The organism is Stenotrophomonas sp. SMYL8, assembly GCF_036320065.1.
Taxonomy (GTDB): domain Bacteria; phylum Pseudomonadota; class Gammaproteobacteria; order Xanthomonadales; family Xanthomonadaceae; genus Stenotrophomonas; species Stenotrophomonas maltophilia_A.
Genome location: NZ_JAWIRR010000033.1, coordinates 1 through 22,847, shown reverse-complemented (window position 1 = coordinate 22,847; position 22,847 = coordinate 1). Strand labels below are relative to the sequence as shown.

Genomic DNA, 22,847 nt, shown 5'->3' with positions numbered 1-22,847 from the left:
TTGCGCGGGGCGGGCCTCCCCCCGGCGGGGTCGTGCCGCCCGCGGGCCGCCAACCACGCATCACCGTCCCGGGCAATGAAGTTGCCGGCCAGCGGCCGGCACTACCTTCAAATGGTCTCGCCGAAGGCCTTGGCCAGGTTCCGGTACGCCTTCTTCTGCGCCTCGTCAGTCGCGGCCGGGGCCACGATCTCGATCTCGACGATCTGGTCGCCCTCCGGATTGCCCGGCAGCCCACGGCCACGCAGGCGCAGCTTGCGGCCGGCATCGGAATCGGCCGGAATCTTCAGCTCCACTGCACCGCCCAGGGTCGGCACGCTGATGCTGGTACCCAGCGCGGCCTGCCACGGCGTGACCGGCAGCGTGTAGAGGATGTTACGGCCATCGACCTCGAACTGCGGGTGGGCGGCGTATTCCACTTCCAGCAGCAGGTTACCGCCGTGGTTGCCCTGCCCCGCCAGGCGGATCACCTGGCCCGGGCGGATACCCTTGGGCACGCGCACGTCCAGTTGCTTGCCGTTGACGGTGATGCGCAGGCTGTCGCCGCTGTAGGCCGCTTCCAGCGGAACCGACAGCTTGGCGCGGGTATCGCGGTTGGGCGCGTGGCCCTGGCTGCTGAAGCCCGGCCCCGGACCAGCGCCACCACCGCCACGCTGTCGCGCGAACAGGCTCTCGAAGAAGTCGCTGAAGCCGCCATTGGGGCCGCCACCGCCGAATACTTCCTCGAAATTGAAACCGCCAGCACCACCATAGTTCGGCGGCACGTTGAACTCCTCGCCCGGGCGATAGCCCTGCGCGCGCAGCTGGTCGTAGGCCGCGCGCTTTTCCGGATCGCGCAGCGCCTCGTAGGCCTCGTTGACCGCCTTGAACTTGTCTTCGGCCCCGGCCTCCTTGCTGACGTCCGGGTGGTACTTGCGTGCCAGCCGGCGGTAGGCGGTCTTGATCTCCGCCTCGCCCGCGCTCGGTTCCACCCCCAGGGTGGCGTAGTAATCCTTGAATTCCATCCAGCTACCTCGATCTGCTTCGGCCGCGCCGGTGGCGCCGCCCCGGGTTCATTCTACGCGCCGGCATGCTACGCCGCCCCTCGTGCGGCCACGGTGAGGCCGACTGATCCTGCGCAATGCGACTGCCATCCCCATGCGCCACGCTGTGGCTGGAAGCCCCCGCCGCAAAGCCTGAAGATGGGGCCTGCACACGGGTTTTCCAATGTCTTGACGCCCCTGTCCCATCCGGCCCACTAGCCTGCCCCAGCAAGGAGTTCCCCATGACCATCCATGTCGGCGACCGCATTCCGGAAGTGACCCTCAAGCGCATCCGCGAGGGCATCGAAACGCTCGATACGCATTCGCTGCTCGACGCACGCAAGGTGGTGCTGTTCGCCGTGCCCGGCGCGTTCACCCCGACCTGCTCGGCGCGCCACCTGCCCGGCTACGTCGAGAAATTCCAGGCGTTCCGCCAGCGCGGCATCGATGTCTACTGCATGGCGGTCAACGACCCGTTCGTGATGAAGGCCTGGGCCGCCGACCAGAGCGTGCCCGACGGCCTGCTGATGCTGTCCGACGGCAATGCCGAACTGACCCGTGCGCTCGGCCTGGAGCTCGACGCCAGCGCCTCGGGCATGGGCATCCGCTCACGCCGTTTCGCCCTGTACGTGGTGGATGGCGTGGTGCGTGCGGCCTGGATCGAGCAGCCCGGCCAGTTCGAAGTGTCTTCGGCCGAATACGTGCTGGAGCACCTGCCAACCTGATCTTCCACCGCAAGAGGAAACGGCCAGCCATGTCCACCAAGCCAGCCAAAGCCGCAAAGCCTGCCGCAAAGGTGCCCGGTATCAGTGACCGCAAGACCCTGCGCGAACGCGCCCGTCGCAATATCGAAGACGGTGCGATCACCGACAGCTACAGCGCCGACCGCAAGGTCGTGATCAAGCTGCTCAACGATGCGTTGGCCACCGAGTACGTATGCGTGCTGCGCTACTACCGGCACTACTTCATGGCCAAGGGCATGCTGGCCGACGCGGTGAAAGCCGAATTCCTCGAACATGCACAGCAGGAACAGGCGCACGCCGGCAAGCTGGCCGAGCGCATCGTCCAGCTCGGCGGCGAGCCGGACTTCAACCCCGACACGCTGACCGCGCGCTCGCATGCCGAGTACAAGGAAGGCAGCGACCTGCGCGACATGGTGCGCGAGAACCTGGTGGCCGAACGCATCGCCATCGACAGCTACCGCGAGATGATCAACTTCATCGGCGACCGCGATACCACCACCAAGCGCATCCTTGAAGAGATCCTCGCGCAGGAAGAGGAACACGCCGACGAATTCGCCGACCTGCTGGATGGGTGGATCGGGGAATGATCTGGTAGATGCCCACCTTGGTGGGCGTCTTTGCCGCGTGCCAACCAAGGTTGGCACCTACCAGAGCACGGCGGTGTCGTTGGCGTTGGACCGCGCGCCGACCAAGGCCGGCATCTAGCGGAGAACGTTGAAGCGCACCTGCGTCCACGCGCCATCGGCCGCCAGCGCGGTCAGGGTGTATGCGCCCGGCTCGGCGAATTCGCGCTGCATCAACTGCGCGCCATGGGTCTGCGCGATCCAGCGTCCATCCAGCAACCAGTCCACTGCCTGCTCGCTGCCCAGCGCGCGCAGTTGCAGGCGCACGCCATGCTCGGCATTGGGTGCACGCGCCAGTGCAGCGCCATCATTGAGGCCATCGATGTGCAGGGCCACGCTGGCCTCACGCCCGTCGTCGCGGCAATCCGGCGACAGCGCCGGCAACTGCGAGGCAGCGCGTGTGGCCTTGGGCAGCCACGGTGACAACAACGCCGGCCAGCGCGCGATCTCGCGCGCTACTTCCTCATGTGGATTACGGCAATCGGCCGATACACGCAGTCCGGTCCGCGCGTCGGCCAGGTAACGCTGCCGCCCCGGCTGCCAGCGCCGCGCCTCGCGCTCGGGGAAGGTCGGTGGTGCCGCGCCGTCCAGCAGATAGGCTGGCATCCGCCGTTGGCACAGCACCGTCGGCAGGCCTTCGGCGCGTTCGCCGGTGGGCCAGCAGATATCTTCCTGGCTGACACTTGCCGGCATCGGTGCAGCAGCCGAATCGCCGCGCTGGCGCGGCAGGCTGTCCACCACTTCGAACATCAGCGGCAGCGCAGTCACCGCGCCGTACTGGCCCGGTAGCGGTGTGCCGTCCGGCCGGCCCACCCACACGCCCACGGTGTAGTGGCGCGTGCTGCCGATTGCCCACGCATCGCGGTACCCGTAACTGGTGCCGGTCTTCCACGCCACGCGCGGGCGGCCACCGATATCGAAGGTACCGACGCTGTAGCCTGGGCGCGGGTTCGATTCCAGCATTTCGCGCACGATCCAGCTGGCGCCCGGCGAGGCCAGGCGCCGCTCGATCATCGGTTCGTCATCGGTGTAGCGCACGCGTCCGGCAATGCCGTTGCGGTTCAGCGCCGCGAACGCGCCGACCAGATCTTCCAGCCGCGCACCGGTACCGCCCAGAATCAGCGAGAGGTTGGGCGTGCTGCCCGGCGGGAAGCGCAGCTGGATGCCGGAGTGCGACAGGCGCGCGGCGAAGCGCGCGGCCCCGACCCGCTGCAGCAGGTCCACCGAGGGCACGTTGAGCGACAGCCGCAATGCGCTGGAGGCACCAATCGGCCCATTGAAGGCCATGTCGAAGTTGCCGGGCCGGTAGCTGCCGAAACTCTGCGGCGCATCGACCAGCAGGCTTTCCGAATGGATCAGGCCATCGTCCAGCGCCATCGCATACAGGAACGGCTTGAGCGTGGAGCCCGGCGACCGCCAGGCCTGCACCATGTCGACGTGGCCGAGCCGCTGGCGGTCACCAAAGGACAACGTACCGACGTAGGCACGCGCCTGCAGAGTCTGGTTGTCGACCACCAGCAAGGCCGCCGAAGTACGCTCGGGCAGCGTCGAGAAATAGCTGGCCACGCGCTCTTCCAGCGTGCGCTGCAGTCCGATGTCGATGCTGCTCTGGATGCGTGCCTGTCCTGGATGCGCCGAATGCAGGCGCTGCGCAAGCAATGCGGCGTGCAGCGGCGGCCGCAGCGAGCGCGCCACCACGTTCTCGATACGCGCGTCTTCCACCTCTTCCGGCGTCCACGCGCCCAGTTCGGCCATGCGTGACAGCACCTTGTCCCGCGCTTTCTGCGCCGCTTCCGGATGACGGTCCGGACGCAGCCGGCTCGGCGCCTGTGGCAGCACTGCCAGCAGCGCGGCCTCGGCATGCGACAGCTGCGCCGCCGGCTTGCCCAGGTACGCCCAGCTGGCCGCTTCCACGCCCTCGATGGTGCCACCGTAGGGCGCGCGCTCCAGATACAGGGCCAGGATCTGCTGCTTGCTCAGATGCACTTCCAGCTGCACCGCGCGCAGCATCTGCTTGAGCTTTCCCCAGGGCGTGCGCGTATGCGGATCGAGGATGCGCGCGACCTGCATGGTCAGGGTCGAGCCACCGGACACGATGCGGCCGCCGCGCAGCAGCTGGCCGCTGGCACGCAGGATGGCCAGCGGGTTGATGCCCGGATGGCGCCAGAACCAGCGGTCCTCGTAGGTCAGCAGCGCCTGCAGGTACAGCGGCGAGACGCTGTCGATCGATGCCGGATAGCGCCACACGCCCTCGGCATCGGCGAACGCACGCAGCGGCGTACCGTCGGCAGCCACCACCAGGGTGCTGGTATCGCGCTGCTTCGGCAGCGGCGGCGGGAAGGCGAAATCCAGCACCAGCAGCAGCGCCAGCGTGGCGGCCGTGCCCCAGCGCAGCCACGGCCACAGCGGCCGCAGCCGGCGGCGCAGGGCCGCCGGCCGGGTCGTCATCGTCTTCTTCATTGCAGCGTGCCGGATTGGAGCTCGCCAGCTGGACGGGCCGCGCCGTCGCGGCCCGTCCGCGCGGTCACGGCTGCACCACCGTGATCGTGGTCGGGTTGCTGCGGCCAACGCCACGCAGCTGCGGCCGGTACATGTCTTCCACCAGCGGCGGCGGCACCGAGTAGGTACCCGGGGTCACCGCACGCACCAGATAGAACACGTTGGCCTTGCTGCCACGCGAGAGCTTCAGCGCGGCCACATAGCGGTCGTCGCGGAACTCTTCGTGCTTGGTGTCGGCAGCTTCGCTGCGGTCGCTGATGGTGATGCCATCAACCACCACGTCGGCCCACTGCTTGGCATCGCCCAGGTTGAAGTTCTCGATCTCCAGGCCCGCCGGCAGCAGGTCGGTCAGCAGGGCATCGGGCATCGTGGTGTCGGCGGTGACGGTGACGCGCACGATCAGCGCTTCGCCTTCCTTCAGCGGACGCGGCGACCACGGCTTGCCATCGGTGCCGAAGTAGCTGCGCTCAATGCCCAGCACGCTGTTGTCCGGTGCCGGCGCACTGCGCGGGATGCCGGCCACGTCGATGCTGGCGAACATCGGCGGCTGGCCCTGCGGAGTGAAGCGCACGCCACTGGCCAGTTCGCTGGCGCTGAAATTGCGGCCGAACAGCTTGCGCTCGCCGATGGCTTCGGTGTTGCCACCGATCACCAGCTCACCGGCCACCAGCGCCTTCTGATTGGCGGCCAGTGCCTTGCCAAGGCGGGCGATCGCTACCTGTTCCTGCGTGCTCAGCCACATCCAGCCGGCATTGCGGCGCGCATCCAGGCCACGGCCCAGATCCACCGCACGGGCATCCCAGGCCGGCTTGGCCAGCTTGTTTTCGTGGGTCAGCGCGATCATCAGCGCGTCATCACGGATCGCGCTGCCGTAGTCGCCGAAGTACGACGGGCGTTCGCTGCTGGACTTGGCGAAGGCGGCGGACAATGCCGCCTGGCCACGCTTGGCATCGCCCTGCAGCGACAGCGCCACGCCCAGATGGACCAGCGACAGGCCGCCGACCGCCTTGCTGCGCTCGTTGTCATAAAGCGTGCGCAGCGTCCCCAGCGGAGCGCGGTTGACCCGGGCCAGCACGTAGCCCGAATAGGCCTGGTTGGCGAACTTCAGCTTCTCGCGGTCGTCCTGGCCGTAGAACTGGTTGCCGCCGGACAGCAGATCCTCACTGAGCCGGTTGAGCGCCTTCTGCAGCACGTTGTCGGGCACCGCGAAACCGGCGTCCTTGGCGTCGAGCAGGAACTCGGTGATGTACGGGGTCAGCCACGGGTTCACATAGCCGTCGTCACCCCACATCGAGAAGTTGCCATTGGCCACCTGCATCGAGGCCAGGCGGCCGAACGCACCTTCCATGCGCTCACGACGGGTCTTGGCATCCAGGCCGTCGGCACCGAGCATCGACGACGTCGCCTGGTCCAGGATCAGTGCGGCGTAACCCTTGCTGGTGGTCTGCTCGGCACAGCCGTACGGGTAGTTCAGCGCGCCCTGCAGCGCACTGGCGAACGGGATCGGCGGCAGCGGGCTGACCAGCAGGCGGGCATTCACCGACTCGGACATCAGGCCATCGGTCAGGCTGTTGTCGAGACTGACCGCTGCCAGCGGATCCAGCGTGCGCACCTGCGAACGCAGCACCTGCGGCCACGCGGCACGCACCGGCAGTTCGTAGCGGCGGTCGGCCTTGAAGCCGTTGCCGTCCACACGTACGCGCACCTTGGCCACGCTGTGGCCCTCACGCGCGGACAGCGGGAAACTCAGCGTTGTCTTGGCATCGGCATTCAACTGCACGCTGCGGCTGCCCTCGCCCAGGTTCAGCGGGCCTTCGCTTTCCACCTTCACGTTGAACTGGCCCGGCTTGCCGGTGAAGTTCTGCACGTCCAGGGTCACGGTGCTGCGGTCGCCCGGGGCGAGCACGCGCGGCATGCTGGCTTCGGCCAGGATCGGCGCGCGCACCACGGTTTCCACATCGCGCTTGCCGTACTGGTCATCGCTGTAGACCAGTGCCGACACCCGCAGGGTGCCGTTGAAGTCCGGCACCTTCAGGCGGATGCGGGCGTTGCCCTTGGCATCGAGCTGCACCGGGCCGGAGAACAGATCCACGGTCTGCACGCGCGCGGTCGGGCGCTTGGCCTGCGGCAATGCCTGCAGCGCCATGTCACCACCGAACTTCAGCTTGCCGCTGCCACCATCAAAGCTCTCGATCACCCGGCTGTAGATGTCATAGGCATCGATGCCGAGGCGGCGCTGGGCGAAGAAGTGCGCACCGGCATCGGGTACCGGGAAGCGGGTGATGTTGAGGATGCCCACGTCCACCGCCGAGACGGTGACGTGCGCCATCTTGCCAGCCAGCTGCGGCGCGCTGACCGTCACCGGCAGATCCTGCTCCGGTCGCATCTGCTTGGGCGCTGCCAGGCCGACGGCCACGGTGCGGCCCTTGCGGTCCATCGGCACGTGCACCACGCCCACGGCACGGGCTGGGGTGATCTTGCTCGGCGCACTGCCGCCACGGAACACCAGCGCGGTGATGTAGACGTCGTGGCGCTCCCAGTCGGCGGTGACTGGAATCTTGAAGGTCGAACCCGGCTTGGCCTCGATGTCCTGCACGTACAGCATGCGGTCGGTCTCGACCATCAGGATGCCCTTGCCGGCATGCGGCGGGGTCACCGTCACTTCCAGGGTGTCACCGGCCTTGTAGCCGGTCTTGTCCAGGCCCAGCTTGACCTTGTCCGGGCGCGCGTCCAGGCCGCGGTTGTCGTCGCCCCAACTCCAGCCGGCGCGGAACGGATAGCGGCTGGTCAAGCCGGTGGACGGATCGAACACATCCACCCGGTACTCGCCCCACTCCACCGGGAAATCGAAGGCGACCGCGCTGCTGCCGGCGTCGACGGTGCGGGTTTCCTTGTTCTCGAAGCGGCGGGTGAAATCGTAGTCCCAGCGGTTGTCGTTGAAGGTCCAGTGGTAGTCGCGCAGCTCGCGCACCAGGGTGATCTTCAGGCCCTTGGCCGGCTGCGGTGTGCCCGCAGCATCCACGCGCATCAACTCGAAGCGTGCATTGCCGTTGGAGTCGGCACCATCCTCGGGGTTGAACAGCGGGCGCACGCCAACCAGCGCGTTGGCCGGCCACATCACCCGCTTCAGGGTGCGGGTGACGGTACGGCCACCGGTTTCATACAGGCTGCCGGACAGCACCACGGCAATGGGCGCCTTGGCCTTGGCCGCCTCTTCCGGCAACGCCACATCCTCACGCAGCTGGCCATTGCCCGGCAGCGTGGTATCGATCACGTCCTTGGCTTCGCGCGGCAACTGCAGGGTCGGGTCACCGAAGAAGTAGCCCGGCAGGCCTTCGACCGGCTGCTGCTCGGCGGCCACCGCCATGCGCGCAGTGAAACGGTTGCCGTCGGCCGGCGCCCCGTACAGGTAGGCGCCATTGGCCTGCAGGCGCAGGTCCTCACCCGGCTTCAGCGTTTTCTGCGCGCTGTCCAGGTCCAGCTTCATGCGCTCGGGCAGGAACTCCTCGATGCGCAGGGTCATGCCCTGGATCGCTTCCTTGCTCGCCGGGTCGGTGCGGAACTCGACCTGCCAGCGCCCGGTCGGCGCCTCGGCGGGGATCACCTGCTCGAAGTTGATGTAGCCCTGCTCGCCCGGCTGCAGGCGGGTCTCGCGGAAGGTCTTGCCGTCGGGCTGCTTCAGGCGCAGGAACACCGGCTGAGCCTTGACCGGCTTGCCATCGTTGTCGCGCAGCAGTGCGGACAGGCGCACGGTTTCGCCCGGGCGATACAGGTCGCGCCCGGACCAGGCATAGACGTCGAACCAGGCATTGTCACGGCCGGCCACGGCGAATTCGCTCAGGTCCAGCGCCGGCTGGTTGAACGGCAGGAAGCTGGTGTCCTTGCCCGTGCTGGCGACCAGCACGTGGGTGGCATCCAGCGTGTAGTTCAGCAGCGCATTGCCGTTGCCGTCGGTGCTGCCCTTCAGTACCACCTCGCCCTTGGCGTCGAGCACGCGCAGGTCGATGCCCTTCAGCGGCGCGCCGTCCTTGAGGCCGGCGGTGTGCACGAACAGCTTGTCCTTGTAGGCACGGGTATGCAGGCCGATGTCGCTGACCGAGAAGAACGCGGTATCGAACTCGCCTTCGTAGTCACCGGTGCGCTTGAGCAGGGCAAAGTACAGGCCCGGCTCCTGCAGTTCCTTGATGTCCTGGGTCGGCAGGTAGGTCAGCACCCGCTCGTTCTTCTTGCCGCCGAGGATGAAGCGGTTGACGTAGACCGGCTCGGCCAGTTTGTTGATCGGGCTGCGTTCGTAGTCGCTGCTCAGCTCCCAGCTGCCACGGCGGCCGCCGCGCTGGTACTGGCTGAAGAAGGTCGGCAGGTCCTTCTCGCGCACGCGCAGGAATTCGACGTCAACCTCGGGCACGTTCACCGAGACCACCGGCAGGCCACGGCTGTCCTTGGCCGGCAGCACGCTGCCCTGCGAGGCGAAGCCGACCACCGGCTTCAGCTCGCCGCTGAACACCTTCTGCTTCAGTTCCTTGCCCAGGCGACTGCCATCGGCGGCCAGCAGGTCGGGCGAGACCACCAGGCTGAACTCCTTGCCAGCCTCGACGAACGGATAGCGGAGGGTCAGGCCGTCATCGGACAGCGTCCAACTGCTGTCGTCGGTGCCGACCTTCTCTTCGAAGCGCACCAGCTTGTCGAAATCCTGGGTGCCAACCAGCGGGCGCGAGAACTCCAGCGCCAGCGACAGGCCGTCATTCTTCTGGTCCGGGTAAGCGCGCAGCAGGGTGAATTCCTTCACCTGCTCGGCCTGGGTGGTGATCGCTTCACCGCTGGCCTTGGGCAGCTGCCCGCTGTCGTTGCGGCAGCCGGCCAGGCCCAGCAACAGGCCTCCTGCCAGTACCGCCGCCGCCCATCCCCACCGCTTCCGCCGTGCCGGACCGCTCATGTCGTCACTCCTTGATCGAGGCGGCCATTATAGGCAGGCCGCGTCAAGGTGTTGACGCGAATTCGGCAATTGCCCGGGCGGGTAGTGCCGGCCGCTGGCCGGCGGAACCGGTAGCCGCCAACCTCGGTTGGCGATAGCCGTGGCAACCAAGGTTGGCACCTACCCAAGCGCCCCTCCCCCGCCGCGCCAGGCACAGGCCGATGCAGGCAACCTGTCTGGCTTGGGATCGGGCGCCCCCCCAATCGTGGCGCGCAATGTCCCGGCGGAGAGAAGGCCAAAGTCGCCCCAAAGTGACGGGTTCAACCCTCGATTGAGCGACTTCCCAATCGGCCTTCAGTCACCGCTGTAGCATCGGCATCAGGCCTTCTGAACAGCAGTGAACATTGCAATGACACGAGTACGCATGATTCAGGATCCAGCGACCGGTAAGGTCTGGGGTACGCGATGTGACCGAGGTACTGTCGAAGTCACCTCCGGAAGCCCCGGGAAGCTGAAGTCACAGTTGAAAGACTTCCCGAGTCCCGACGAGGCACTGAAATGGGCCATCAAACAGGAGTGGTCGCGGCTGAAAAAGGGCTTCGTACTCGTGAACCCTGCTGCTGCCGCAGGCGAACCCTGCATGCATCGTTACATTGGCGGGGGGTACACGGGAGCCCTGATGATTGCGGGTTGCAATGGGAAGCTGGCGACCAATCAGCACCAGGACGAAGACACGCATGGTGCGGCAACCGACATGTTGCTGCTCATTGGTGAAGACGCTGAGATCATCCATGGTTGGCGATCAAGCAAGACGGACCTTGCCTGGTCGGCACTACCTACGGATGACCGGACAGGATTCCTGATTCGATTCGACTCTGGAATCTACCTTTGGACTTCAGATGGCAGTCCTCCCCAGCGGATCAGCGATGCATCCGTACTGTCATCGCCCTTCCTGACAAGGTCCAACGGGCATGCCGCATGGCATGACGGTGAGCAGGTAACGGTAATGAGACTCGACGATGGAAGGCACATCATGCAGCTGGCGGGCTCCCCTGCGATGGTTGGCGGGCATTCCGAGCAGATGATGGGCACGCTCTCAGCGGATGCCACGATGCTTGCCTGCTGTGCCAATCCGGGTGAGATCGAGTACATCGATGTCGCCCAGGCCAAGACCGTGCGCCGACATCAGGCTGATTTTGAAATGATCGTCAAGATGGAGTGGAGCGCGGATGGACGCTGGTTGTTGGCCTTGGAAGAGTATGGACGGTGGCGCCTGCTGTGCCTGGACGCGGCAACAGGCGAATCTCGCCCCGGGTGGCCGGAGTTCACTGATATGACACGAACTGACTTTGCACTGGACTGCGATAGCAAGCGATTGGCCATCATGCACCGCGGTCATATTGCACTTTATGACTTTGCAGACATGAGGGAAATTCGACGCTTTCCCGTCGATCATGTGGTCCGTACCGCGCATATTGCATGGACGGGAGACAATGCCATTTCGGTACGCACCGACTATGGATGCCTTTCCACATATGCGATCTGATCCGGCTTAGTCGATCGCTATCGCGGGATTACACTATCTCTGAGGAACCTCTGCAGACTGCAGCGTGGACCAAAGCATCCCGGTAGATGCCAACCCTGGTTGGCGTCGGCCGTGCCAACCAAGGTTGGCACCTACCAAAGCAGGTGCAGCCACGTGCCCGGCAAGCAGGCGCAGCGCCAGATCCGGCGAAGCCCCCTACCCCGGCAGGTACAGGTCCACGTAATCGGTCACCGGCATCGCCGCCAGCGCCACCGGATCCAGCGATGCCGCCAGGATGCGCTGCTGCTGGGCGGTCGGGAAGCGATGGGCCAGGTGCCGGCGGAACTTGTCCATCAGCAGCGGAATGCCTTCTCCGCGGCGTAGGGCGTGGCCAAGCGGGTACTCCACCAGCACTTCCGGCAGTTCACTGCCATCGTTGAAGCGCACGCTCAGGCCGTTGGCGATGCTGCGCTTGTCCGGGTCCAGATAGTCGGCGCTGAGCTGCGGATCCTCGTGGCAGGCCATCTTTGCGCGCAGCGCGTCGATGCGCGGATCGGCGGCGACGTCGTCCTCATAGTCCTCGGCCACCAGCCGCCCATGCAGCAGCGCGATGGCGATCATGTACTGCACGCAGTGGTCGCGGTCGGCCGGATTATGCAGTGGGCCCCTCTTGTCGATGATGCGGATGCAGGCTTCCTGGGTGCGGATGGCGATGTGCGCGATATCCTCGACCTGCCGCCCCATCGCGCGCAACTGCTGGTGCAGCGCGATCGCTGCCTCCACCGCAGTCTGGCCGTGGAACTCGGCCGGGTAGCTGATCTTGAACAGCACGTTCTCCATCACATAGCTGCCCAGCGGCCGCTCCAGCGTCAGTGCCTGTCCATGCATGGACACAGCCTCGAAGCCCCAGGTCGGTGCACTGAGCACGCTCGGATAGCCCATTTCACCCGTTGCTGCGATCAGCGCCAGGCGTACGCCACGGCTGGTGGCATCGCCGGCGGCCCAGCTCTTGCGCGAACCGGTGTTGGGCGCGTGCCGGTAGGTCCGCAGCGCCTGGCCATCGACCCAGGCCAGCGACACTGCATTGAGCATGCGTTCGCGATCCAGCCCGAGCAGCTGCGCCACCACAGCGGTGGTGGCGACCTTGACCAGCACCACATGGTCCAGCCCGACCCGATTGAAGGAATTCTGCAGGGCCAGTACACCCTGGATCTCGTGCGCCTTGATCATCGCCAGCAGCACGTCGTGCACGGTCGGCGGCGGGCGGCGCAGGGCCTGCGCGTTGCGTCCCAGCCAGTCGCAGACGGCGAGGATTCCGCCCAGATTGTCCGACGGGTGGCCCCATTCGGCGGCCAGCCAGGTGTCGTTGAAATCGAGCCAGCGCACCATCGCGCCCAGATTGAACGCCGCCTGCACCGGGTCCAGCACGTAGTGGGTGCCCGGAACGCGCGCGCCGTTGACCACGCTGATGCCCGGCACCACGGGACCGAGCAGCTTGCTGCAGGCCGGGAAGGACAGCGCTTCCAGCCCGCAGCCCAGCGTATCAAGCAGGCAGTGGTGCGCGGTCTGGAACGCCAGCGGTGAGTCGATACGGGCGTCGCGCACGTAATCGACGATGTCCACCAGCAGCGCATCCCACGCTGCACGCTCGTTGGATGGGGTGGGGTTGTCGGACATCGTCGATCTCCTCGTTACGGTGCACGGTTGCCCGTGCACCATGCCAACCAAGGTTGGCATCTACCAAAGCAATTGGTCACTGCGGCCCGGTAGTCGCCAACCTTGGTTGGCGTTTACCAACGCATCACTCGGCCGGCACCCGCACCTTGCCTTCCATCAGCACGCGGGCACTGCGGCTCATGATGGCCTTGGTCACCGTCCACTGCCCGTCAACGAACCCGGCCTGCGCACCCACGCGCAACGTGCCGGACGGATGGCCGAAGGTCACCGCTTCGCGCTCGCCGCCGCCTGCAGCACGATTGACCAACGTGCCCGGAATCGCCGCCGCAGTACCGATCGCCACGGCGGCGGTACCCATCATCGCGTGGTGCAGCTTGCCCATCGACAATGCGCGCGCATGCAGATCGATGGCCGAGGCCGGAATGGCCTTGCCGCTGGATGACACATAGTCCTGCGCCGGTGCAACGAACGCCACCTTAGGCGTGTGCTGGCGGGTCGCAGCGTCTTCCAGGTTCTTGATCAGACCCATGCGCAAGGCGCCGTAGGCGCGGATGGTCTCGAATTTCTGCAGCGCGGCCTTGTCTTCGTTGATCGCCGGCTGCAGCTCGGTGCCGCTGTAGCCCAGATCGGCAGCGTTGAGGAAGATCGTCGGGATGCCAGCGGTGATCATGGTCACCTCGAAGCTGCCCACGCCGGGCACTTCCAGGGTATCGACCAGATTGCCGGTCGGGAACATCGCGCCCGCATCGCCGTCATCGGACGGATCGATGAATTCCAGCTGGATCTCGGCGGCCGGGAAGGTCACGCCATCCAGCTCGAAATCGCCGATCTCCTGTACTTCGCCATCGCGCATCGGCACGTGCGCGATGATGGTCTTGCCGATGTTGGCCTGCCAGATGCGCACGGTGCACAGGCCATCGCGCGGCACGCGGGCCGGATCGATCAGACCATTGGCAATCGCGAACGGACCCACCGCAGTGCTGAGGTTGCCGCAGTTGCCGCTCCAGTCGACGAAGGCGGTGTCGATCGACACCTGGCCATACAGGTAGTCCACGTCGTGGTCAGGCACCGAAGCGGTGGAAATGATCACGCACTTGCTGGTACTGGAGGTGGCGCCGCCCATGCCGTCGGTCTGCTTGCCATACGGATCGGGCGAGCCGATCACGCGCATCAGCAGCGCATCGCGTGCGGCGCCCGGCACCTGCGCGGCTTCGGGAAGATCCTGCAGGCGGAAGAACACGCCCTTGCTGGTGCCGCCGCGCATGTAGGTAGCGGGAATACGGAGTTGCGGAAGAAAATTCATCGTCGGATCCAAGCGTTTGGATTTCAGGAAATGTCTTGCATCAGTGCGTCAAGGCCACGATCAACGCACCACACCCGCATGACGTCCACGCGGTCCGGTAGATCGAGGTAATAGACGAGGTAGCGTTCGAAGCCAGGAACCAGCATGAAGCGCAAAGGCACCGGCAGCTGTGCTGCAAGATCGGCGTGCCGGATGGAACCCGAGCATGGAAACACCGCGATGCGTTGAAGCGTGGCCTCCAACTCGGCGAGAAAGCGCCGACCCAGTACCAGGCCACCCTGCCGTGCGAACCACAGCGCGGCATCGGCTGCGTCTGTCTCGGCCCGGGGCCTCCATTCAATCGCCTTCACGCTCCATCCTTTCGGTCAGTTCGCGACGCATCCGCTCGAATGTGGCCGCTGTCACCGGAACGGCAGGTCCCGACGCCAGCCCCTCGGCAATCAGCTGCTTGAGCAGCTCTTCAGCCTTGCTGCGCTGACGCTGGCGGATCAGGTCACGCACATAATCCGACGTACTGGAGTAGCCGCCTTCGCGCACTTCCTCGTCCACGAACTGCTTGAGCGGATCGGTCAGCGAAATGTTCATGGTGGCCATGAAACTCTCCTTTGGCAGTTTTTGCCAAGTCAGTGTGCGCCCTGCCCTGGTGTCGGACAAGCCCGCCCCCGGCCTCCGGGGGCAGGCATTCAGTCCGGCATCACGCCACCTTGGCGCCTTCCAGGAAGTCCTGGGCGAAGCGCTGCAGCACGCCGCCGGCTTCGTAGATCGCCACTTCCTCGTCGCTGTCCAGGCGGCAGGTGACCGGCACGATCACGTCCTGGCCGTCGCGGCGGTGGATGACCAGGGTCAGGTCAGCGCGCGGGGTGCGCTCGCCGATCACGTCGAAGGTCTCGGTGCCATCGATGCCCAGGGTCAGGCGGGTGGTGCCCGGCTTGAACTCCAGCGGCAGCACGCCCATGCCGATCAGGTTGGTACGGTGAATCCGTTCGAAGCCTTCGGCCGCGATCGCCTCCACGCCAGCCAGGCGCACGCCCTTGGCGGCCCAGTCGCGCGAGCTGCCCTGCCCGTAGTCGGCACCGGCAATGATGATCAGCGGCTGCTTGCGGTCCATGTAGGTCTCGATCGCTTCCCACATGCGCATCACCTTGCCTTCCGGCTCCACTCGCGCCAGCGAACCCTGCTTCACGCTGCCGTCGTCGTTGCGCACCATCTCGTTGAACAGCTTCGGGTTGGCGAAGGTGGCGCGCTGCGCGGTCAGGTGGTCACCGCGGTGGGTGGCGTAGGAATTGAAGTCCTCTTCCGGCAGGCCCATCTTCGCCAGGTACTCACCGGCGGCACTGGACGCCAGGATCGCGTTGGACGGCGACAGGTGGTCGGTGGTGATGTTGTCCGGCAGCACCGCCAGCGCGCGCATGCCAGACAGCGTGCGCTCACCGGCCAGTGCGCCCTCCCAGTACGGCGGACGGCGGATGTAGGTGCTCTGCGGGCGCCAGTCGTACAGCGGGCTGACCGCCGCACCATGCTCCACGCGCACGTTGAACATCGGGTTGTAGACGCGGCGGAACTGCTCCGGCTTCACCGAGGCCTTCACCACCGCGTCGATCTCGGCGTCGCTCGGCCAGATGTCCTTCAGGCGCACCTCGTTGCCGTCGGTGTCCACGCCCAGCACGTCCTTCTCGATATCGAAGCGCACGGTGCCGGCGATGGCATAGGCGATCACCAGCGGCGGCGAAGCCAGGAAGGCCTGCTTCGCATACGGGTGGATGCGGCCATCGAAGTTGCGGTTGCCCGACAGCACGGCGGTGGAATACAGGTCACGGTCGATGATCTCCTGCTGGATCTTCGGGTCCAGCGCACCGCTCATGCCGTTGCAGGTGGTGCAGGCGAAGGCGACGATGCCGAAGCCGAGCTGCTCCAGGTCCGGCATCAGGCCGGACTCTTCCAGGTACAACTGCACGGCCTTGGAACCCGGCGCCAGCGACGACTTCACCCACGGCTTGCGCTGCAGGCCACGCGCGTTGGCGTTGCGCGCCAGCAGTGCAGCGGCGATCACGTTGCGCGGGTTGGAGGTATTGGTGCAGCTGGTGATGGCGGCGATGATCACCGCGCCATCGGGCATCAGGCCCTGCGCCTGTTCGGCTCTGCCCGCTTCCAGCTTGGCTTCGTCGGCAATGCCGCGCTCGGCCAGCTCGGCGGTCGCCACGCGCTTGTGCGGGTTGGACGGGCCGGCCATGTTGCGCACCACGCTGGACAGGTCGAAGCGCAGCACACGCTCGTATTGTGCGGTGGCCAGGTCATCGGCCCAGAGGCCGGTGGTACGGGCGTAGTTCTCCACCAGCGCCACCTGCGATTCCTCGCGGCCGGTCAGGCGCAGGTAATCGATGGTCTGCCCGTCGATGTAGAACATCGCGGCGGTTGCGCCGTACTCCGGGCACATGTTGGAAATGGTGGCGCGGTCACCGATGGTCAGTGCCGCAGCACCCTCGCCGAAGAATTCAAGCCACGCACCGACCACGCGTTCCTTGCGCAGGAACTCGGTCAGGGCCAGCACCACATCGGTGGCGGTGATGCCCGGCTGCGGGCGGCCAGTCAGTTCGACACCGACGGTGTCGGGCAGGCGCATCCACGACGCGCGGCCCAGCATCACGTTCTCCGCTTCCAGACCACCCACACCAATGGCGATCACACCCAGCGCATCCACGTGCGGGGTGTGGCTGTCGGTGCCCACGCAGGTATCCGGGAAGGCCACGCCGTCCTGCACGTAGATCACCGGAGACATCTTCTCCAGGTTGATCTGGTGCATGATGCCGTTGCCCGGCGGAATCACGTCCACGTTCTGGAACGCCAGCTTGGTCCAGTCGATGAAGTGGAAACGGTCTTCGTTGCGGCGATCTTCGATGGCGCGGTTCTTCTCGAACGCCTGCGGGTCGTAGCCGCCGCACTCCACCGCCAGCGAATGGTCGACGATCAGCTGCACCGGCACCACCGGATTGACCTTGGCCGGGTCGCCGCCCTTGTCGGCGATCGCATCACGCAGGCCAGCCAGGTCCACCAGCGCGGTCTGGCCGAGGATGTCGTGGCAGACCACGCGCGCCGGGAACCACGGGAAGTCGAGGTCGCGGCGGCGCTCGATCAGCTGCTTCAGCGAATCGCCGAGCGTGGCCGGATCGCAGCGACGCACCAGGTTCTCGGCCAGCACGCGCGAGGTGTACGGCAGGGTGGCATAGGCGCCAGGCTGGATCGCATCGACAGCGGCGCGCGCGTCGAAATAGTCCAGCGTGCTGCCGGGGAGGTTCTTGCGGTAATCGGTATTCATGGGCTGGCGGAGTGCTTGAGGCGGGCCGGGTGCCGGCGGTGCGGCGGCGAAAGCATCCGGCCGGCACGGGGCCGGCCGGATGGGTACAGCAGGTGGATCAGACGCGCTTGTCGATGGCGACGAAGTCGCGGTCTTCCGGACCGATGTAGTTGGCGCTCGGGCGGATGATCTTGCCGTCGATGCGCTGCTCGACGATGTGCGCGCTCCAGCCGGCGGTACGGGCGATCACGAACAGCGGGGTGAACATCGCGGTCGGCACGCCCATCATGTGGTAGCTGACTGCACTGAACCAGTCCAGGTTCGGGAACATCTTCTTGATGTCCCACATCACCGATTCCAGGCGCTCGGCAATGTCGTACATCTTCATGCTGGACTGCTCTTCGGACAGCTCGCGGGCCACGTCCTTGATCACCTTGTTGCGCGGATCGGAGACGGTGTAGACCGGGTGGCCGAAACCGATCACCACTTCCTTGCGCTCGACGCGGGCCTTGATGTCTTCCTCGGCTTCATCCGGGTTGTCGTAGCGCTTCTGCACTTCGAACGCCACTTCGTTGGCGCCGCCGTGCTTCGGGCCGCGCAGCGCGCCGATGCCACCGCAGATCGCGCTGTACATGTCGCTGCCGGTACCGGCGATGACGCGGCAGGTGAAGGTCGAGGCGTTGAACTCGTGCTCGGCGTACAGGATCAGCGAGGTGTGCATCGCCTTCACCCACGATTCCTGCGGCTTCTCGCCGTGCAGCAGGTGCAGGAAGTGGCCACCGATCGAGTCATCGTCGGTTTCCACGTCGATGGCGCGGCCGTTGTGGCTCCAGTGGTACCAGTACAGCAGCATCGAACCGAGGCAGGCCATCAGCTTGTCGGCGATGTCGCGCGCGCCCGGATGGTTGTGGTCGTCCTTCTCCGGCGCCACGCAGCCGAGCACGGACACGCCGGTGCGCATCACGTCCATCGGGTGCGCCGACGGCGGCAGTTCTTCCAGCGCCGCCTTCACCGCGGCCGGGATGCCACGCAGCGACTTCAGCTTGGCCTTGTACGAAACCAGCTCGGCGCGGGTCGGCAGCTTGCCGTGCACCAGCAGGTAGGCAATTTCCTCGAACTCGCTGGTGTTGGCCAGGTCCAGGATGTCGTAGCCACGGTAGTGCAGATCATTGCCACTACGGCCCACGCTGCACAGCGCGGTGTTGCCGGCGGCGGTGCCGGACAGGGCGACGGACTTCTTCGGCTTGAAGGTCGGGGTTGCGGTCGTATCGTTCATGTTTCCCTCCGAAAACTTGATGGTGCAGGGTACTGCTTATTTCTTGGCGGCGAACAGTGCATCGAGCTGCTGCTCGAACGCGTGGTAGCCGATGCGGTCGTAGAGTTCTTCGCGGGTCTGCATGGTCTCCACCACATTGCGCTGGTGGCCATCGCGGCGCACCGCCTGGTAGACGTTCTCGGCAGCCTTGTTGGCCGCACGGAACGCAGACAGCGGGAACAGCTGGATGGCGACGCCGGCCGAGGCCAGTTCATCACGGCTGAACAGCGGGGTGGCACCGAATTCGGTGATGTTGGCCAGCACCGGTACCTTCACCGCGTCGACGAAGCGGCGGTAGGTGTCCAGGTCGTAGGCGGCCTCGGCGAAGATGCCGTCGGCACCCGCCTCAACGCAGGCGATGGCGCGCTCGATGGCCTTGTCCACGCCGTCCACCTGGATGGCGTCGGTGCGCGCGATCAGGAAGAAGTCCGGATCGGTCTTGGCATCGGCGGCCGCCTTCACGCGGTCGACCATTTCACCCTGCGAGACGATCTCCTTGCCGGGGCGGTGACCGCAGCGCTTGGCGCCGACCTGGTCTTCGATGTGGCAGGCGGCCGCGCCGGCCTTGATCAGCGACTTCACGGTGCGCGCGATGTTGAACGCGCTCGGGCCGAAGCCGGTGTCGATGTCGACCATCAGCGGCAGGTCGCAGACATCGGTGATGCGGCGCACGTCCACCAGCACGTCTTCCAGGGTGTTGATGCCCAGGTCCGGCAGGCCCAGCGAGCCCGCGGCAACGCCGCCGCCGGACAGGTAGATGGCGCGGAAGCCGGCGCGCTTGGCCAGCAGGGCGTGGTTGGCGTTGATCGCGCCGATCACCTGCAGCGGCGATTCGGCAGCCAGCGCCTCACGGAAACGGGCACCGGCGGAGAAAGGGGCGGAAGCAGTCATGCGGCAATCCAGGTTGAAGAACGGATGGGTAGGCGCAAGCACCATGCCAAGCTGCAAGCAGTTGATTTCACGGGGATGACCGGCATGCAGCAGCGAAACAAATGAAACATTGAAACATATGTATCATGAAACACCCCGCCCGGACCCGCCGCCATGTATCTGCCCCGCTCACCCCTGCGCCATGCGGATGTCGACCCCGGCCGCCCGGTGATCTGGACCGTCAGCGTCTCGCGGCTGACCGGCCTGCTCGGCGACGTCATTCCCGAGTTCGACCGCCGCGCGCGCATCGAACAGATCAATCTCGGCTTCGAGGAAGCGGTGGATGTGATCGGCCAGCGCCTGCGCCGCGAGCATTGCGACGTGGTGATCGCCGGTGGCTCCAACGCGGCCTGGCTGCGCGGCCGGTTGGAGCTGCCGCTGGTGCCGATCCAGGCCAACGGCTTCGACCTGATGGAAGCACTGGCGCGCGCGCGACGCATCGCCAGCCGCATCGGCCTGGTCACCCACGCCAGCGACGTGCCGGTGTTCAGCAACTTCCAGCAGAGTTTCGGCCTGGATATCGAGCATCGCCGTTTCGTCACCCGCGAGGACGCACGCGACTGCATCGCCGACCTGCGCGCCAACGGCATCGAAGTGATCGTCGGCACCGGCATGGCCATCGACCACGCCGAACAGGCCGGCCTGCCCGGCGTGCTGCTGTATTCGGCCGACTCGGTGCGACAGGCGTTCGAACATGCGCTGGAACTGACCCAGACCCTGGCACGTTCCGGCAGCAACCGCCCTGCCCCACGCCGGCGCCCGGCAGCGCGTGCCGATGCGCATGAACTGCTCGGCGACAGCGATGCGATGGCGCAGGTGCGCGCACAGATCGCGCTGTATGCCCCGCATGACAGCACCGTGCTGGTCACCGGCGAAACCGGCACCGGCAAGGAACTGGTGGCGCGCCAGCTGCACGCGGCCAGCGGCCGTCGAGGCCGCTTCGTCGCGTTGAACTGCGGCGCGATCAGCGAATCGCTGCTGGAAGCGGAGCTGTTCGGCTACAGCGATGGGGCCTTCACCGGCGCACGCCGTGGCGGCCGTGTCGGCCTGGTCGAAGCCGCAGACGGCGGGACGCTGTTCCTGGACGAAATCGGCGAACTGCCGCTACCGCTGCAGACCCGCCTGCTGCGCGTGCTGGAAGAACGTGAGGTACTGCGTGTCGGCGCCACCGAACCGACCCCGGTGGACCTGCGCGTGGTGGCCGCGACCCTGCAGTCGCTGGAACAGCGCGCGGCAGCCGGCAGCTTCCGGCGCGACCTGTACTACCGCCTGGCCGCGCTGCGTATCGCCCTGCCCTCGCTGCGCGCGCGGCGCAGTGATATCCCGCTGCTGGCGCAGCACTTCTTCCGCCAGCTGCGTGGCATCGATGCGCCACTGGATGAGGATGCGCTGGCGGTGCTGACCGCCGCCAGTTGGGCAGGCAACGTGCGTGAGCTGCGTAATCTGGTGGATCGGCTGCGCATCCACTGGCAGCCCGGTGAAGGGCTGATTGATGCTGCGCGACTGCTGCAGCTGGCACCCGAACTGGTGAATGAAGGCGTTTCAGCATTGCCGGTGGAAAGCAACGGCAAGCGCCCGCCGCGTGCGCAGCTGGAGACGCTGCTGCAGGAACATCGCAATGATCGCGAGGGGATGGCGCAGGCGCTGGGCGTCTCACGCACCACGCTGTGGCGCTGGCTGCGCGCGGAAGGGTTGTAACCACTCGTTGCCTGGTGGGTGCGAACCTTGGTTCGCACCACTCTTCCGTCAAGCATCTCATCCACGCATGGCGTGGATCTACCGGAACACACCAAATGCTACAGGCGCACTCCGGCTGCGCGCGGACGAGGCGCACTCACCGTACCCAACGCGCCTCGATGGCGAACCGGCCGCTACCCACCGCCGCAATCCAAAGCAGCAGCACTCCAAGCGGCACTTCGCTCAGGTAGAAGAACCAGCTCAACCAATCCGGCACGCTCAATCCTGCGGGAATGCGTGCGATGCCATCGGTCAATGCAGCCACCGCACAGATCGCCGCCAGCAGCAACGCCGAGGGGCGGCTCAGCAGCCCCAGCACCAGCAGTCCGCCGGCAATCCATTCAATCGCGCCCAGCACCGGCGCACTGAATACCGGGAACGGGATCCCCGCATCGACCAGCGTATGCACCATGCGCTCGCGCCCGGCGTCGGTGAACACTTTGTTCCAGCCGGAGACGCAGAACATCACACCGGCGACGATGCGGGCAAGCAGCAGCAGGTAAGCCTCCACGCCACGACGCGGTGATGGCACGGCAAACAGGCAACGCCAGGAGGGCATGGCGACTCCGGAAATCGAGGGCATTCGTCGGAGTGTGCCGGTTGCTGACCTGCTCCCAGATGAAGCTGACCAGTCCGTTCGCGACAGCCTGCTCTTGTAGAGTCGAGATCCTATGTTCGCGGTCAAGCCTGCTGGAAGCAGGCTTGACCCACCTTCAGCATAGCCGGATCGAAGTCCCGGCCGCTCTTGAACACGCCCCAGGCGATCTTGGCTAGTTTCCTTGCCAGAATGTTGAAGACGGCGGTGCTGGGGTGACCGCGTTTTGACAGCTCGTCGTAGAGCGGTTGCCCACGACGACACCGCTTGAGCCCCATGGCGGCCATGTAGAGCATCTGGCGCAGCACTGGCGCGCCCTGTTTGGACAGCCGACGCCGTCCCGTTCTGCCGCCAGACTCGTTGGGCCGGGGATCCAGGCCCGTGCAGGCGATCCACGCGTTGGCGTTGGCCAACGGCCAGCGCGTCATGTAGTAAATCAGGTGAGCGGCGACGGCGGGGCCGATACCAGGGATGGTCAACAGGCGCTTGTAGAGCGTGCCATGCTCTCCATCGCGACCCAAGCGCTGCAGTTCGCTTTCCAGCTCGGACAGCGTCCCAGCCAGAGCGCAGAACAGATCTGACAGCTCCCCGGGGGCACTTTTGCTTACCCCGAAGGATTGCTCCAGGCGCGCGCGTGTCTTTACCAGCGTCTGCCGCTTGCGCAGCAAATCGTGCAT

General features: G+C 66.1%; 16 protein-coding genes. 4 read left to right on the top strand and 12 right to left on the bottom strand.

The features are described from left to right. Positions 1-107: 107 nt before the first annotated feature. Positions 108-1,001: a DnaJ C-terminal domain-containing protein gene (locus V3B25_RS19145; protein WP_032127817.1), complete on the bottom strand. Its 894-nt coding sequence runs from the start codon at positions 999-1,001 to the stop codon at positions 108-110. Between the two features lie 260 nt (positions 1,002-1,261). Between V3B25_RS19145 and V3B25_RS19140 the strand changes: the two genes are divergently transcribed. Then, a complete protein-coding gene (locus tag V3B25_RS19140) occupies positions 1,262-1,744 on the top strand; it encodes a peroxiredoxin (protein WP_329811368.1) in 483 nt (160 codons plus the stop codon). A 29-nt stretch (positions 1,745-1,773) separates the two neighbouring features. Beyond that, the gene (locus tag V3B25_RS19135; RefSeq protein WP_049421227.1) at positions 1,774-2,349 is read left to right on the top strand and encodes a ferritin-like domain-containing protein; all 576 of its coding nucleotides are present in this window, start codon (positions 1,774-1,776) and stop codon (positions 2,347-2,349) included. 114 nt (positions 2,350-2,463) lie between these two features. On the opposite strand, the gene pbpC is transcribed toward V3B25_RS19135, so the two are convergent. Continuing rightward, complete coding sequence (gene pbpC / locus V3B25_RS19130; protein WP_329811367.1) at positions 2,464-4,845, bottom strand: penicillin-binding protein 1C; 2,382 nt, start codon at positions 4,843-4,845, stop codon at positions 2,464-2,466. A 64-nt stretch (positions 4,846-4,909) separates the two neighbouring features. Continuing rightward, complete coding sequence (locus V3B25_RS19125) at positions 4,910-9,817, bottom strand: alpha-2-macroglobulin (RefSeq protein WP_329811366.1); 4,908 nt, start codon at positions 9,815-9,817, stop codon at positions 4,910-4,912. A gap of 502 nt (positions 9,818-10,319) precedes the next feature. Between V3B25_RS19125 and V3B25_RS19120 the strand changes: the two genes are divergently transcribed. Next, complete coding sequence (locus tag V3B25_RS19120; protein WP_329811365.1) at positions 10,320-11,342, top strand: hypothetical protein; 1,023 nt, start codon at positions 10,320-10,322, stop codon at positions 11,340-11,342. Between the two features lie 195 nt (positions 11,343-11,537). Here the strand turns inward: V3B25_RS19120 and V3B25_RS19115 are convergent, their stop codons facing one another. From V3B25_RS19115 to prpB, 7 genes are all read right to left on the bottom strand, one after another. Further along, the gene (locus V3B25_RS19115; protein ID WP_329811364.1) at positions 11,538-12,998 is read right to left on the bottom strand and encodes a bifunctional 2-methylcitrate dehydratase/aconitate hydratase; all 1,461 of its coding nucleotides are present in this window, start codon (positions 12,996-12,998) and stop codon (positions 11,538-11,540) included. A gap of 124 nt (positions 12,999-13,122) precedes the next feature. Beyond that, on the bottom strand, positions 13,123-14,301 hold the full coding sequence (prpF, locus tag V3B25_RS19110; protein WP_329811363.1) for a 2-methylaconitate cis-trans isomerase PrpF: 1,179 nt from the start codon (positions 14,299-14,301) through the stop codon (positions 13,123-13,125). A gap of 23 nt (positions 14,302-14,324) precedes the next feature. Beyond that, positions 14,325-14,651, bottom strand: coding sequence for a type II toxin-antitoxin system RelE/ParE family toxin (locus V3B25_RS19105; protein ID WP_329811362.1), 327 nt, complete (start codon positions 14,649-14,651; stop codon positions 14,325-14,327). Beyond that, complete coding sequence (locus V3B25_RS19100) at positions 14,638-14,895, bottom strand: type II toxin-antitoxin system ParD family antitoxin (RefSeq protein ID WP_006384133.1); 258 nt, start codon at positions 14,893-14,895, stop codon at positions 14,638-14,640. The genes V3B25_RS19105 and V3B25_RS19100 overlap by 14 nt, the downstream gene beginning before the upstream one ends. A 100-nt stretch (positions 14,896-14,995) precedes the next feature. Then, positions 14,996-17,614, bottom strand: a complete 2,619-nt coding sequence (gene acnD, locus V3B25_RS19095; RefSeq protein WP_049421220.1) for a Fe/S-dependent 2-methylisocitrate dehydratase AcnD — start codon at positions 17,612-17,614, stop codon at positions 14,996-14,998. 97 nt (positions 17,615-17,711) lie between these two features. Continuing rightward, a complete protein-coding gene (prpC, locus tag V3B25_RS19090) occupies positions 17,712-18,869 on the bottom strand; it encodes a 2-methylcitrate synthase (protein WP_014038133.1) in 1,158 nt (385 codons plus the stop codon). A 36-nt stretch (positions 18,870-18,905) separates the two neighbouring features. Then, a complete protein-coding gene (prpB, locus tag V3B25_RS19085) occupies positions 18,906-19,799 on the bottom strand; it encodes a methylisocitrate lyase (RefSeq protein WP_005418360.1) in 894 nt (297 codons plus the stop codon). A 153-nt stretch (positions 19,800-19,952) separates the two neighbouring features. On the opposite strand from prpB, the gene prpR reads away from it, so the two are divergent. After that, positions 19,953-21,536: a propionate catabolism operon regulatory protein PrpR gene (gene prpR, locus V3B25_RS19080; RefSeq protein WP_329811361.1), complete on the top strand. Its 1,584-nt coding sequence runs from the start codon at positions 19,953-19,955 to the stop codon at positions 21,534-21,536. 136 nt (positions 21,537-21,672) lie between these two features. On the opposite strand, the gene V3B25_RS19075 is transcribed toward prpR, so the two are convergent. Next, entirely contained in the window at positions 21,673-22,134 is a 462-nt protein-coding gene (locus tag V3B25_RS19075; RefSeq protein ID WP_329811360.1) for a DoxX family protein, read from the bottom strand. Between the two features lie 122 nt (positions 22,135-22,256). Continuing rightward, positions 22,257-22,847: transposase (locus tag V3B25_RS19070; protein WP_329811359.1), on the bottom strand; the 591-nt coding region annotated here is incomplete at its 5' end.

Coding starts and splice junctions, on each gene's coding strand:
- V3B25_RS19145 (WP_032127817.1), bottom strand. CDS start 1,001: ATGGAATTCAAGGATTACTACGCCACCCTGGGGGTGGAACCGAGCGCG.
- V3B25_RS19140 (WP_329811368.1), top strand. CDS start 1,262: ATGACCATCCATGTCGGCGACCGCATTCCGGAAGTGACCCTCAAGCGC.
- V3B25_RS19135 (WP_049421227.1), top strand. CDS start 1,774: ATGTCCACCAAGCCAGCCAAAGCCGCAAAGCCTGCCGCAAAGGTGCCC.
- pbpC (WP_329811367.1), bottom strand. CDS start 4,845: ATGAAGAAGACGATGACGACCCGGCCGGCGGCCCTGCGCCGCCGGCTG.
- V3B25_RS19125 (WP_329811366.1), bottom strand. CDS start 9,817: ATGAGCGGTCCGGCACGGCGGAAGCGGTGGGGATGGGCGGCGGCGGTA.
- V3B25_RS19115 (WP_329811364.1), bottom strand. CDS start 12,998: ATGTCCGACAACCCCACCCCATCCAACGAGCGTGCAGCGTGGGATGCG.
- prpF (WP_329811363.1), bottom strand. CDS start 14,301: ATGAATTTTCTTCCGCAACTCCGTATTCCCGCTACCTACATGCGCGGC.
- V3B25_RS19100 (WP_006384133.1), bottom strand. CDS start 14,895: ATGGCCACCATGAACATTTCGCTGACCGATCCGCTCAAGCAGTTCGTG.
- acnD (WP_049421220.1), bottom strand. CDS start 17,614: ATGAATACCGATTACCGCAAGAACCTCCCCGGCAGCACGCTGGACTAT.
- prpC (WP_014038133.1), bottom strand. CDS start 18,869: ATGAACGATACGACCGCAACCCCGACCTTCAAGCCGAAGAAGTCCGTC.
- prpB (WP_005418360.1), bottom strand. CDS start 19,799: ATGACTGCTTCCGCCCCTTTCTCCGCCGGTGCCCGTTTCCGTGAGGCG.
- prpR (WP_329811361.1), top strand. CDS start 19,953: ATGTATCTGCCCCGCTCACCCCTGCGCCATGCGGATGTCGACCCCGGC.
- V3B25_RS19075 (WP_329811360.1), bottom strand. CDS start 22,134: ATGCCCTCCTGGCGTTGCCTGTTTGCCGTGCCATCACCGCGTCGTGGC.